Origin of the sequence: Halobacillus halophilus DSM 2266 (genome assembly GCF_000284515.1) — a bacterium.
Lineage (GTDB): Bacteria > Bacillota > Bacilli > Bacillales > Halobacillaceae > Halobacillus > Halobacillus halophilus.
The window spans coordinates 2056512-2070245 of sequence record NC_017668.1; the positions used below are offsets into that span (position 1 = coordinate 2056512).

The 13734-nt window shown below is 41.7% G+C and carries 10 protein-coding genes; all 10 read left to right on the plus strand.

The genetic code is table 11. The annotated features are described in order from the left end of the window. Positions 1 to 64 precede the first annotated feature (64 nt). Complete coding sequence (rpsB, locus tag HBHAL_RS10100; protein ID WP_014643303.1) at positions 65 to 802, plus strand: 30S ribosomal protein S2; 738 nt, start codon at positions 65 to 67, stop codon at positions 800 to 802. Between the two features lie 126 nt (positions 803 to 928). Next, a complete protein-coding gene (gene tsf / locus HBHAL_RS10105) occupies positions 929 to 1813 on the plus strand; it encodes a translation elongation factor Ts (RefSeq protein ID WP_014643304.1) in 885 nt (294 codons plus the stop codon). A 115-nt stretch (positions 1814 to 1928) separates the two neighbouring features. Then, on the plus strand, positions 1929 to 2651 hold the full coding sequence (gene pyrH / locus HBHAL_RS10110) for a UMP kinase (RefSeq protein ID WP_014643305.1): 723 nt from the start codon (positions 1929 to 1931) through the stop codon (positions 2649 to 2651). A gap of 2 nt (positions 2652 to 2653) precedes the next feature. Further along, a complete protein-coding gene (gene frr / locus HBHAL_RS10115) occupies positions 2654 to 3211 on the plus strand; it encodes a ribosome recycling factor (RefSeq protein WP_014643306.1) in 558 nt (185 codons plus the stop codon). A 282-nt stretch (positions 3212 to 3493) separates the two neighbouring features. After that, positions 3494 to 4261 (plus strand): isoprenyl transferase, encoded by a 768-nt coding sequence (locus HBHAL_RS10120; protein ID WP_014643307.1) that lies wholly within the window; start codon positions 3494 to 3496, stop codon positions 4259 to 4261. Between the two features lie 16 nt (positions 4262 to 4277). Continuing rightward, positions 4278 to 5078: a phosphatidate cytidylyltransferase gene (locus tag HBHAL_RS10125; protein ID WP_014643308.1), complete on the plus strand. Its 801-nt coding sequence runs from the start codon at positions 4278 to 4280 to the stop codon at positions 5076 to 5078. Positions 5079 to 5093: 15 nt separating this feature from the next. Continuing rightward, complete coding sequence (gene dxr / locus HBHAL_RS10130) at positions 5094 to 6239, plus strand: 1-deoxy-D-xylulose-5-phosphate reductoisomerase (protein ID WP_041601318.1); 1146 nt, start codon at positions 5094 to 5096, stop codon at positions 6237 to 6239. A gap of 16 nt (positions 6240 to 6255) precedes the next feature. Continuing rightward, positions 6256 to 7512 carry an RIP metalloprotease RseP gene (rseP, locus tag HBHAL_RS10135; RefSeq protein ID WP_014643310.1) on the plus strand — a complete coding sequence of 419 codons (1257 nt, stop codon included), beginning with the start codon at positions 6256 to 6258 and terminating at the stop codon, positions 7510 to 7512. Positions 7513 to 7626: 114 nt separating this feature from the next. Beyond that, on the plus strand, positions 7627 to 9330 hold the full coding sequence (locus tag HBHAL_RS10140) for a proline--tRNA ligase (protein WP_014643311.1): 1704 nt from the start codon (positions 7627 to 7629) through the stop codon (positions 9328 to 9330). Between the two features lie 99 nt (positions 9331 to 9429). After that, positions 9430 to 13722 (plus strand): PolC-type DNA polymerase III, encoded by a 4293-nt coding sequence (locus HBHAL_RS10145; RefSeq protein WP_014643312.1) that lies wholly within the window; start codon positions 9430 to 9432, stop codon positions 13720 to 13722. The last annotated feature ends 12 nt before the right edge of the window (positions 13723 to 13734 follow it).

The window sequence follows — 13734 nt, forward strand, 5'->3', positions numbered from 1 at the left end:
AGTTTGTAAAAGAAAATGATAAAGGCGGAGGATACTAAAAATAAACCAAACAGGAGGAACAATTATGTCTGCAATTTCTATGAAACAGCTTTTAGAAGCTGGTGTTCATTTTGGACACCAAACCCGTCGCTGGAACCCGAAGATGAAAAAATATATCTTCACGGAGCGTAACGGAATTTATATCATCGACCTTCAAAAAACCGTTAAGAAGGTAGATGAAGCATTTAATTTTGTGAAAGATGTAGCCGCTAATGGTGGAAACATTCTTTTCGTAGGTACTAAAAAACAAGCCCAGGATACTGTACGTGACGAAGCAACTCGTTGCGGCATGTATTACATCAACCAACGTTGGTTGGGCGGAACTCTTACAAACTTCGAAACAATCCGTAAGCGTATCAATCGTTTGAAAGATATTGAGCGTATGGAAGAGGACGGTACAACAGATGTACTTCCTAAAAAAGAAGTTGTTGACATGCTTAAAGAAAAAGATCGTCTAGTTAAATTCCTAGGTGGTATTAAAGAAATGAAGAGTATTCCAGATGCAATGTTTGTCATCGATCCTCGGAAAGAGCGCATTGCGATTGCGGAAGCTCATAAATTAGACATTCCTGTTGTAGGTATGGTTGACACAAACTGTGACCCGGACGAAATTGATTACGTTATCCCGGCAAATGATGACGCAATCCGTGCCGTTAAGCTGCTTACTTCTAAAATGGCAGATGCTGTCCTTGAAGCTAAGCAAGGAGAAGAAACTGAAGTTACAGAAGAAGTAGAAGCTCAAGTAGAAGCTGCTAAAGAGTAATGAAGTTTCAGGAGGTGATAAGGGGGAATTCCTTTTATCACCTTTTTTAAAGAAGAAATGCACCTGGACTTCGGTCCAAGGTGCTAAACATAATAAAATTAGTTCAACTCATAAGGAGGCTTTACAATGGCTGTAAACGCTAAAATGGTAAAAGAACTTCGTGAAAAAACTGGTGCTGGAATGATGGATTGTAAGAAAGCACTAACTGAAACAGACGGAAACATGGAAGAAGCAATGGCTTGGCTTCGTGAAAAAGGAATTTCCAAAGCGCAGAAAAAAGCAGACCGTGTAGCTGCTGAAGGTGCTGCTGCAATTGAAGTCTCAGGTAACACAGCTGTTCTTTTCGAAGTAAACTGTGAAACAGATTTCGTAACAAAAAATGATCAGTTTAAAAAATTGCTTCAAGAACTTGGACAACACCTTGTCAATCAAAAGCCAGCAACAGTTGAAGAAGCTCTAGAGCAGAAACTTCATGGTGAAGGCGAAGTACTAAGCAGCTATATTACAGATGTAGTAGCTAAAATTGGCGAGAAAATCTCCCTGCGCCGCTTCTCTATCCAGGAGAAAACGGATAATGACGCTTTTGGTGCTTATCTTCACATGGGCGGTAACATTGGTGTTCTTACTGTACTTGAAGGTTCTACAGATGAAGCTGCAGCGAAAGATGTAGCTATGCACATCGCAGCTGTAAATCCTCGTTATGTTTCAACAGATGCTATTCCTGAAGAAGAAATCAACAGTGAGCGCGAAATGCTTAAGACTCAGGCGCTTAATGAAGGAAAGCCTGAAAATATTGTTGAGAAAATGGTAGAAGGCCGTCTGAATAAATTCTTCCAGGAAATTTGCTTACTTGAACAGGACTTTGTTAAAGATCCTGATCAAAAAGTGAAGCAGTTCGTTAAGTCTTCCGGCGGATCTGTTAATTCTTTCCAACGTTTTGAAGTAGGCGAAGGAATGCAGAAACGTGAAGAAAACTTTGCTGATGAAGTAATGAGCCAAGTTAAAAAATAATGACTGCTGAGGATAGGGGACACACATGGCGTGTTCCCTATTTTCAAAGGCTACATAACGTTAAGGAATTTGTAGCAGACCAACTTAAAGAATAGCAATTACCCGGGAGGTTACTATGACTACTGCTCGTTATCGTCGTATTGTACTGAAACTCAGCGGAGAGGCTTTGAGCGGCGAAGCTGGTTTCGGACTAGAACCAAGTATTATCCAATCTGTTTCACGTCAAGTGAAAGAAGTGGCCGAGCTCGGTGTAGAAATTGCCGTGGTTGTCGGTGGCGGCAACATCTGGCGCGGAAAAGTCGGCAGTGAAATGGGTATGGATCGTGCCAATGCCGATTATATGGGAATGCTGGCTACTGTAATGAATTCTCTTGCATTGCAGGACAGTTTAGAGAACCAGGGCATCCCGACCCGTGTTCAAACTTCAATTGAAATGAGACAAGTAGCTGAGCCTTATATTAGACGTAAAGCTATACGTCATTTAGAAAAAAAGCGCGTTGTGATTTTTGCGGCAGGAACCGGAAACCCATATTTTTCAACTGATACAACTGCAGCTCTTAGAGCAGCCGAAATAGAAGCAGATGTTATTCTTATGGCAAAAAATAATGTAGACGGCGTATACAACGACGACCCTAAGCTGAATGAAAATGCAACGAAATACGACCAGCTCTCCTATATGGATGTTTTAAATGAGGGGCTTGGAGTTATGGACTCAACAGCATCCTCATTATGTATGGACAATGATATTGATTTACTGGTATTCTCTATTATGGAGGAAGGTAATATCAAGAAAGCCGTAATGGGTGAAAATATTGGAACGATTGTAAGGGGGAAATAATCATGTCTAAAGCAGTGATTAATGAGACAAATCAACAAATGGAACAAGCCGTACAAGCTTTCTCTCGTCAGCTTGCTACTGTAAGAGCAGGCCGTGCAAACCCGGCTATTCTGGACAATGTATATGTAGACTACTATGGTGCTGCCACACCTTTGAACCAGTTAGCTCAAGTTGGCGCTCCAGAGCCTCGCTTGCTGGTTATCACTCCATATGATAAATCAGCAATTGCGGAAATTGAAAAAGCAATTCAGAAAGCAGACCTTGGACTGTCTCCTTCCAGCGATGGTAATGTCGTTCGTATTAACATTCCATCTTTAACCGAAGAACGCCGTAAAGACTTAGCTAAAGTAGTTGGCAAATATACGGAAGAAGCAAAAGTGCAGGTTCGAAACATTCGTCGTGAATCCAACGATCGTTTGAAAAAACTTGAAAAAGAGGGAGAACTAACTGAAGATGATCTCCGTTCCTATCATGATGACGTGCAGAAAGCTACGGACAAGCACGTTGAGAAAATCGATCAGTTGGCTAAAACGAAAGAAGAAGAGATCATGGAAGTATAATCTGCTTCATTTTCAGATATGCCAATAGGTATATAGAGCCGCGCTGTAGATGTTAGGCAGCGCGGCTTTTTATGTTAGGTCTGTTATGCTCCCTTGTAGATAAACAGTCCTTTGGTAGTAGTAATATGGATTAATGAGCGCTTCTTCCCTAAGCGTTTGAGAAGTGAAACGATTTTTCTGCCTCTGCGCTTTCTTTTGCACAGGTCTTTATGTCGTGCTCAGCATGTTGTAGGATTATAGTATATAATAGAAAGATGGAAGAAACGGACTGGAGGATCAAGTATGCCACTCAAGTTTCCATTTACAAAAAACAAGAAAGAAATTAAGCCACAGCCTCTAGGTCTTGAACAAAGCCATTTGCCCCAGCATGTAGCGATTATCATGGACGGAAATGGACGTTGGGCTAAAAACCGTAATATGCCGCGAATTGCCGGCCATAAAGAAGGGATGGGCGTGGTTAAAAAGATTGTGCGTCATGCATCAGATATTGGTGTCAAAGTTTTAACGCTTTATGCATTTTCTACCGAAAACTGGAAACGCCCTAAAAATGAAGTTGATTTCTTAATGAAATTACCTGTAGATTTTCTAAATACATATTTGCCAGAACTCATTGAGAGAAATGTCCAAGTCAGGACAATTGGTGATTTTAACGTTCTGCCTCCACATACAAAAAAAGCAGTTCAGGAAGCTACAGAGAAGACTCAGCACAATGATGGGCTTATTCTAAATTTCGCCTTAAACTATGGCAGCCGTTATGAAATGATCAATGCAGTGAAGCAAATAGCTGCTCAAGTAGAAGAGGGAGAACTAAGCAGTGAAGATATTAACGAAGAATTATTCACTTCTAATCTGTACACATGTGAACTAATTGAGCCTGATTTATTAATTCGGACAAGTGGAGAACAGCGTTTGAGCAACTTTTTATTATGGCAGTTAGCTTATGCAGAATTCTGGTTCACTGAAGTATATTGGCCTGATTTTGATGAGAGTCATTTCGAAAAGGCGCTGCTAGATTACCAAAAAAGGAAACGTCGTTATGGCGGAGTATAAGGTGTGAACGTATGTTATGAAACAACGGACAATAACGGCCGTAGTTGCGGCCCTAATTTTTTTACCGATCGTTATGACCGGTGGAATACCATTCAGAATATTTATTTATATCATTGCAAGTATCGCTTTACTGGAACTTGTAAGAATGAAGAAAATTTCTCGTTACTCTGTACCGTCTGGGCTGGGGTTGTTATTAATGTGGGCGCTTATGTTTCCTTACAGAGACCTCGGTGCTTATATAGACGCGGAAAATTTAATTACAAAATCGGAAATTACGTTACTGGCTGTTCTAGTACTGCTTAGCTACACCGTCCTCGTAAAAAATCGTTTTACGTTTGACGACGCCGGGTTCCTATTATTATCAGCTATCTATATAGGGATGGGTTTTAATTATTTAATAGAAACGCGTGAAGCGGACCTTTCTTATATTTTCTTTGCTTTGTTTGTAGTCTGGTCTACAGATACGGGTGCCTATGTGTTTGGAAGAACTTTTGGAAAACACAAATTATGGCCTCAGATTAGTCCTAAAAAAACAATTGAAGGTTCCGTCGGCGGTGTCCTTCTGGCAGTTTTGGTTGCCATAATTTTTCAGTTAATCGCTCCACTGGAGCATTCTCTCTTCATCGTAATTCTCGTTACTATACTTGTTTCGATAGCGGGCCAGATTGGAGATTTAGTGGAATCGGCGTTCAAACGTCACTATGCGGTTAAAGATTCAGGGAAAATCCTTCCTGGACATGGTGGTGTACTTGATCGGTTTGACAGTTTGATATTCATTCTGCCAATTCTTCACCTCATTAATTTCATTTCAATATAGAAAGGAGAGCGAATGATGAAGCAAATAACTTTGCTGGGCGCCACAGGGTCTATTGGCTTGCAAACCCTGGATGTAATCCGCCTGCACCCTGAAGAATTCTCCCTCCATTCTATGGCCTTTGGACGGAATATCGAGAAAGCCTTACCCCTTATCAAGGAATTTGAACCTCGCTTAATAGTGGTACAGGATGAAGAGACAAAGAAAAGCTTAGCAGGTCATGTGAATGGAACTCCTATTCTTACAGGAAGTGGAGGTATGATTGAAGCGAGCGTTGCAGATGAAGTGGATGTAGTAGTAAATGCTGTAATGGGAAGTATAGGTCTCCCAGCAACACTAAAAGCTATCCAGGCTAAGAAGTTAATTGCCATCGCTAATAAAGAAACGCTCGTAACCGCCGGGCATCTGGTTATGGCAGAAGCTCATAAACACAACGTAGAATTATTACCTGTGGATAGTGAACACTCCGCTATATACCAATCCCTAAATGGTGAACGTAAGGAAGACATTCATAAGTTAATTATTACGGCATCTGGTGGGAGTTTCAGGGACAACACAAGAGAAGAACTTGCAGGAGTGACGGTTAAAGATGCTTTAAATCACCCAAACTGGAGTATGGGTGCAAAAATTACGATTGACTCTGCTTCTATGATGAATAAAGGGTTAGAAGTCATCGAGGCGCATTGGCTTTTTGATGTACCTTATGACCAGATCCATGTTATTCTTCATAGAGAGAGTGTCATTCACTCGATGGTCGAGTATGTAGATGGAAGTGTCATGGCGCAGCTTGGAACACCTGATATGAAGGTGCCGATCCAATATGCTTTAACTTATCCGGAACGACTGAATTTACCTATTACCAAACAGCTTAATTTAGAGGAAATCGCTACTCTGAACTTTGAAAAAATGGATTTTGAGCGCTTTCCATGTCTGAGAATGGCATATGAAGCAGGACGTGCAGGAGGGTCAATGACTACTGTGTTGAATGCAGCAAATGAAGAAGCCGTTCAGTTGTTTTTAGAAGGAAAAATTTCATTTCTGGATATAGAAAAGAAGATCGAACAATCTTTAGAAATGCACGATCGTATTCATAACCCTGACTTGTCTACCATACTTTCTATTGACGAGGAAACCAGGAAACGAGTTCGTTTCCATTTAAATTAAAAGGAAGGTGCTTCATTTGACTACAGTGATTGCATTTGTACTCATGTTCGGACTACTGGTGTTTGTGCATGAGTGGGGGCATCTGATTTTTGCTAAGCGAGCTGGCATGCTTGCACGTGAATTTGCAATTGGCTTTGGGCCAAAAATATTTGCTTTCACAAAAAATGAGACGTTGTACACGATTCGTCTTCTGCCTATTGGCGGGTATGTACGTGTAGCTGGCGAGGATCCTGAACTAGTTGAATTAAAGGCAGGGCATCATGTAGGTCTTGAGTTCAATGATCTAGGAAAAGTAAAACGGATTATTGTGAATAACAAATCCAAACATCCCCATGCGCGGGTCATTGAGGTAGAAAGAGCGGACCTTGATCATCGTTTAATGATTGAAGGTTACGAAATTGATGAGGATGAGAGATTGGCATTTGAAGTAGACCCGAAAGCTATGTTCGTCATGGACGAAAAAGAAACCCAAATCGCCCCTTACGATCGTCAATTTGCTTCTAAATCCGTCCCGCAAAGAGCGATGCAGCTTTTCGCTGGACCTCTTATGAACTTTGTACTGGCTATTGTTCTTTTCCTGATTCTTGGCTTTATTCAAGGTGTCCCGTCCAATCAAGCGGTACTTGGTGAAATTCAAGAAGGTTCTCCCGCAGAATCTTCAGGGCTGCAAAAAGGTGATGAAGTGATCGCCATTGATGGAGAATCCGTGAGCAGCTGGGAAGAATTCACCACTATTGTACGCAGTCACCCGTCTGAGGAAATTGTGATAACTGTTGAAAGAGAGGGTCAGACTGAGCAAATTGCTGTTACTCCAGCAACCTTGGAGAATCAGGATATGAAGATTGGCCAGGTAGGAGTAGCCCAAACTTTTGAAGATTCTTTCTTTAAAAAGATTACCTTCGGCTTCACTCAAACCTATGAATGGTCTACTTTAATTTTAACGAACCTTGGTAAACTGGTGACCGGCCAATTTTCCCTCGACATGTTATCCGGCCCTGTAGGCATATATGATGCCACAGATCAGGTAGTAAAAACGGGATTAACAAACTTTATCATGTGGACAGCGATTCTAAGCATTAATCTAGGTATTGTAAATTTACTTCCACTTCCAGCCCTTGATGGCGGGCGCTTACTGTTCGTCGGTTTAGAAGGGGTGCGCGGAAAACCGATTGATCCTCAGAAAGAGGGTATTGTGCACTTTATCGGATTTGCTTTATTAATGTTGTTAATGCTGCTTGTTACATGGAATGATATCCAACGACTATTCTTGTAAAATAAAGAGCTGGAAGCCGGTGGAGACAACAGCTCTCTTCGGCTTCCGGCTTGCTTTTTAAGTAAATAAACCTATAAAGTAATATTATTAATTCACAGAACTGAGGTGCATCTAATGAAACAAAGCCAAATGCTGATCCCTACATTGAAAGAAAATCCTGCAGATGCCGAAATTATGAGCCACCAGCTCCTCGTTCGTGCTGGTTACATACGTCAGCTTGCTTCAGGAATCTACAGTTTCTTACCAATTGGACGACGTGTCCTCTCTAAAGTGGAGGCTATTGTAAGAGAAGAGATGGAGAAGATTGGTGCTCATGAAATGCTGATGCCTGCTCTTGAACCATCAGAGCTCTGGAAAGAAACAGGGCGCTGGACAACTTTTGGATCTGAACTTATGAGAATAAATGATCGCCATGGTCGCGAGTTTGCACTAGGAGCAACTCATGAAGAAGTAATCACCAGCATGGTTCGAAATGAAGTAAAAAGCTATAAACAACTACCATTGAGTGTTTACCAGATTCAAACAAAATTCCGTGATGAAGCTCGTCCTCGATTTGGACTTTTGAGAGGGCGCGAGTTTCTCATGAAGGATGCTTACTCTTTTAATGAATCCTATGAAAGTCTGGATCAAACGTATGAGCAGATGTTTGAAGCCTATTCGAATGTATTTAGACGATGCGGACTTAACTTTAGAGCAGTTATTGCAGATTCTGGCGCTATGGGTGGTAAAGATACACATGAATTTATGGTGCTGTCTGAAGTAGGAGAAGATGTAATAGCTTATTCAGATACCTCACGTTACGCCGCAAACATTGAAATGGCACCTGTGAACCGGACATATACTAAATCTGATGAAACGCCTTTAGAGATGGAAAAAGTCCATACACCTGATCAGAAAACAATGAGAGATGTAGCAGATTTCCTAGGTCATGAACTTCAAAAAGGGTTAAAGTCCATTTTGTTTAAAGTTGATGAGAAGTTTGTTATGACCATTACCCGCGGAGATCATGAAGTAAATGATGTAAAACTTAAGAATTTATATGATGCTGAACTTATAGACCTGGCAAGTGAAGCGGAAGCAAGAGAGGTCGTAGGTGCTGGCTTCGGCTCATTAGGACCTGTTGACGTATCGGAAGATGTTGAAGTTGTGGCTGATTTTGCGGTAGAAGCTCTGGTTAACGTTTCCTGTGGGGCCAACGAAGAAGGTTATCATTTCACCAATGTTACTCCTGGCAAAGACTTTCAAGTCAGTCAGTATGCCGACCTTCGTTTTATTGAAGAAGGAGATCCTTCCCCTGATGGTGAAGGCAAGATTAAGTTTGCTCGCGGGATTGAAGTGGGCCATGTATTTAAGCTGGGAGAGTTTTATTCAGAACGAATGAAAGCTACTTTCCTGAACGATCAAGGGAAAGCTACGACCATGATTATGGGCTCGTATGGGATCGGTGTATCCCGTACGCTCGCAGCTATTGTAGAGCAATATCATGATGAACGCGGAATCACGTGGCCTGCCAATATTGCACCCTATCAAGTACACTTGTTATCATTAAATCCTAAAAAAGAGGATCAGAAGGAATTAGCTGATGCTCTTTACAACACACTTATTGAAGCAGGAGTGGAAGTTCTGTATGATGATCGTAAAGAGCGAGCGGGCGTCAAGTTTGCGGACAGCGACCTGTTTGGAGTTCCGCTGCGTATTACGGTAGGAAAGCGTGCTTCTGAAGGTGTTGTAGAAGTAAAAGAACGAATGTCCAGTAATCAATATGATTTGGAACAAGAAGAAGTCTTGAACTACGTAACCAACTGGTATAAATCCTGACTTCATAAACAGTTTTTTTTATATACCCTTGCTTAAAGGTGAAGCAGGGGTATATTCATGTAAAGACCTTGCACAGGGGATAATAGGGGAGGAATCACATTGGGTGTGACCAATCAGGATAAAATGCATTATTTACTGGAACAGATCCAGTTTCCACACGAACTGATTGAACCTCATTTTAGAGATAGTACGATGGAAAAGCTTACCGTTTACCGGGAAACGAAAGAATGGCATTTTCATTTTAAAATGCCGCAGCCATTGCCGCCGGCAGTTTATGAATTATTTACGACGAAACTCCAATCCACTTTCAGAGCTATTGCTGAAGTAAAATGGACCATTGAAACAGATAATAAAGAAATGGAAGAAAGCGATACGCTTGAATATTGGAACGGGTTTATCAAAACAATGACCAATTTGTCTCCGGGTTATAAAGATCTCTTGTTGGAACAGCAGCCCGAGATAACTGGAAATAAAATAATGTTAACTTGCAGGAATTTGGCAGAAAGCCATGCCGTTAAAAAGAAGTTGGAAGAACCATTACAGAGCTTTTGTGTAAAGTCCGGACTTCCTCCATATATGGTTTCAACACGTGTGAAAGAAGAACAGGAACAAATTAAAAAATTCCAGGAAGAGCGTCAAAAAGAGGATAAGAAAATTGTCCAGCAGGCCGTGAAAGATCAAGAAGAGCGTGCCAAAGAAAAAGACGATTCTAAGCCGAAGGGACCTATTGAAATTGGGTACAAAATTCAAGAGGATCCTGAACCTATGGAAAATATCCAGGAAGAAGAGCGCCGCAAAATTGTCCAAGGATATGTGTTTGAAGCTGAAGTAAAAGAACTGCGGTCGGGCAGGTTTTTATTACTTCTTAAAGTTACGGATTACACAGATTCTTTCTCCATAAAAATGTTCTCACGTGGAGATGATCATGCGGAGATGTTTAAGCATGTAAAACAGGGTCTATGGATTAAGGCACGGGGAAGTATTCAAACAGATAATTTCACAAGCGAACTCACCATGATGGCTAATGACATTAACGAAATTAAACCGATCCTGCGCAAAGACGAAGCTCCAGAAGGAGAAAAACGAATTGAGCTTCATTCTCATACTACAATGAGTCAAATGGACGCTCCGGTTTCTCCGGGGAGACTGATCGCTAAGGCAGCAGAATGGGGCCACGAAGCAATTGCAATCACAGACCATGCTGTTGTTCAGGCTTATCCGGATGCTCATGCGGCCGGTGAAAAAAACGGCATCAAAGTTATTTATGGTCTTGAAGCCAATCTGGTCGATGATGGTGTTCCGATTGCTTATGAAGAACAGGACCGGGATCTTGAGTCTGATGTTTATGTCGTCTTTGACGTAGAAACAACGGGTCTATCAGCTGTTTATGATAAAATCATAGAGCTTGCAGCAGTTAAAGTGAGGGGCGGAGAAATTATTGATCGGTTCGAATCCTTTGCAAATCCTCACCAGGCTCTGTCTCAAACCACAGTGGATTTAACTGGAATAACGGATGACATGGTCAAAGATGCTCCTGAGATTGAAGAGGTATTAAAAGACTTTCATCAATGGATGGAAAACGATATTCTCGTTGCCCATAATGCAAGCTTTGACATGGGATTCCTGAATGCAGGTTTCACAGCGATTGGATATGAGAAAGCTCAAAATCCGGTTATTGATACGCTTGAACTGGCGAGATTTCTTGTACCAGAGCTTAAGAACCATCGATTAAATACATTGTGTAAAAAGTTCGATATTGAATTAACCCAACACCACAGGGCTATTTATGATGCAGAAGCTACCGGTTATTTATTGTGGAAGCTCGTTAAACGAGCGATGGAGCGTGGCATTACCAATCATAAGAACTTAAATGATTATATGGGTGAAGGAAAAGCTTATCAGCGGTCACGTCCTTCTCATTGCACTCTCCTTGCTACAAACAGTACCGGTCTTAAAAACATTTATAAATTAGTTTCAGAGGCGCATGTGGATTACTTTTATCGTGTGCCAAGGATACCAAGGTCACGCTTAGGTAAACTGAGAGAGGGCATTCTTGTGGGCTCTGGGTGCGATAAGGGTGAAGTGTTCGAAACGATCATGCAAAAGTCAGAGGAAGAAGCAGAAAAGGTTGCTGATTTTTATGACTATATCGAAATTCAGCCCCCTGGTAATTACTATCATTTACTCGAGAAAGATCTGGTTCAGAACGAAGCCCAAATCTATGACATTCTGAAAAGACTGGTTGCCATGGGAGAACGGCTTGGAAAAACAGTGGTTGCCACAGGCAATACCCACTATGTCGAGCCTCATGAAAAACAGTACCGGCAAATTATGATTGCTTCACAAAGCGGAAACCCGCTTAATCGACAGACTCTGCCTGATGTTCACTTCAAAACCACAAATGAGATGGTGGACGAGCTGTCATTTTTCGGAAACGCCAAGGCTAAAGAGCTCGTAGTAACGAACACCCGGAAAATCATGTCTCAAATTGGGGAAGTAACTCCTGTGAAAGAAGATCTCTTCACCCCTAATATTGAAGGTGCAGATCAGGAAATTCGCGAGATGTCTTATAACAAAGCGAAAAGCCTATATGGCGATCCAATTCCGGAGCTTGTTGAAAAAAGACTAGAAAAAGAGCTGGAGAGTATCATTGGTCATGGTTTCGCTGTCATCTATTTAATCTCCCAGAAGCTAGTAACCAAATCTCTGGAGGATGGATATCTCGTTGGTTCACGTGGTTCTGTAGGGTCTTCCTTTGTGGCAACGATGACAGATATTACCGAAGTAAACCCTTTACCGCCACATTACGTTTGCCCAGCATGTCAGTTCCATGAATTTTTTACTGATGGATCTGTGGGAAGTGGATTTGATCTCCCGGAGAAAGATTGTCCAGAGTGTGGTACGGCTTTCCGTAAAGATGGACAGGACATCCCTTTTGAAACATTCCTAGGATTTAAAGGGGACAAAGTACCGGATATCGATCTGAACTTCTCAGGTGAATATCAGCCTCAAGCCCACAATTATACGAAATATCTATTTGGTGAAGATAATGTGTTTCGTGCAGGAACCATAGGGACTATAGCTGAAAAAACTGCTTATGGTTATGTGAAAGGGTATGCGGGCGATCATCAGCTGCAGTATAAAAATGCAGAAATTGACCGTTTGGTGCAAGGGTGTACAGGCGTTAAGCGTACCACAGGTCAGCACCCTGGAGGAATTATCGTCGTACCGGATGATATGGAGATTTATGATTTTTCTCCCATTCAGTTTCCAGCCGATGATACAAAGTCGGAATGGCGGACCACACACTTTGATTTCCACTCGATTCACGATAACCTCCTGAAGCTTGATATACTCGGGCACGATGATCCCACAGTTATTCGTATGCTTCAGGATCTAAGTGGAATTGATCAGAAGGAAATCCCTGTGGACGATCCAGAAGTGATGAAAATATTCAGTGGCCCGGAAGCACTTGGGGTTAATGCTGAACAGATTATGTGCAAGACAGGGACGCTTGGTGTACCAGAATTTGGAACAAGATTTGTGCGTCAGATGCTTGAGGATACGAAGCCTAGTACGTTTGCTGAACTAGTCATTATATCTGGTCTGTCTCATGGTACGGACGTTTGGCTTGGAAACGCTGAACAGCTGATCAATGATGGGATTTGTACGCTTCCTGAAGTTATCGGCTGCCGTGATGACATTATGGTATATCTCATGCATAAAGGTCTTGAGCCTTCTCTGGCTTTTAAGATTATGGAATTTGTTCGTAAGGGGCGGGGGCTGCAGGACGAATGGATTGAAGAAATGAAGAAACATGGAGTACCAGATTGGTACATTGATTCTTGTAAAAAGATCAAGTACATGTTCCCTAAAGCTCACGCTGCTGCTTACGTACTGATGGCTGTACGTATTGCTTACTTTAAAGTTCATTACCCTATCTATTTTTATGCGGCTTATTTTACAGTTAGAGCCAGTGACTTTGAGTTAGATACTATGGTTAAAGGATCAGAAGCCATCCGAAAGCGCATAGAGGAAATTCAGGCTAAAGGGCTGGATGCAACACCTAAGGAAAAAAACTTAATGACTGTGTTAGAACTTTCTCTCGAAATGTGTGAAAGAGGATATGGCTTTAAGAATGTGGACCTGTATGAATCAAGTGCAACTGACTTTATTGTGGAAGACAACCAATTGATTCCGCCGTTTAATGCGGTCGATGGATTGGGCACGAATGCGGCTATTAATATTGTTAAAGCGAGGAAAGAAGGAGAATTCCTATCTAAACAGGATTTAAGAGAAAGAAGCCGAATTTCAAAAACTGTCCTTGAATATTTGGACAACTTCGGTTGTTTGGAAGGAATGCCGGACGAGAACCAGCTCTCCCTCTTTTAAGTGAAAGCAAAG

Coding starts and splice junctions, on each gene's coding strand:
- rpsB (WP_014643303.1), top strand. CDS start 65: ATGTCTGCAATTTCTATGAAACAGCTTTTAGAAGCTGGTGTTCATTTT.
- HBHAL_RS10125 (WP_014643308.1), top strand. CDS start 4,278: ATGAAACAACGGACAATAACGGCCGTAGTTGCGGCCCTAATTTTTTTA.
- dxr (WP_041601318.1), top strand. CDS start 5,094: ATGAAGCAAATAACTTTGCTGGGCGCCACAGGGTCTATTGGCTTGCAA.
- HBHAL_RS10120 (WP_014643307.1), top strand. CDS start 3,494: ATGCCACTCAAGTTTCCATTTACAAAAAACAAGAAAGAAATTAAGCCA.
- pyrH (WP_014643305.1), top strand. CDS start 1,929: ATGACTACTGCTCGTTATCGTCGTATTGTACTGAAACTCAGCGGAGAG.
- tsf (WP_014643304.1), top strand. CDS start 929: ATGGCTGTAAACGCTAAAATGGTAAAAGAACTTCGTGAAAAAACTGGT.
- HBHAL_RS10140 (WP_014643311.1), top strand. CDS start 7,627: ATGAAACAAAGCCAAATGCTGATCCCTACATTGAAAGAAAATCCTGCA.
- frr (WP_014643306.1), top strand. CDS start 2,654: ATGTCTAAAGCAGTGATTAATGAGACAAATCAACAAATGGAACAAGCC.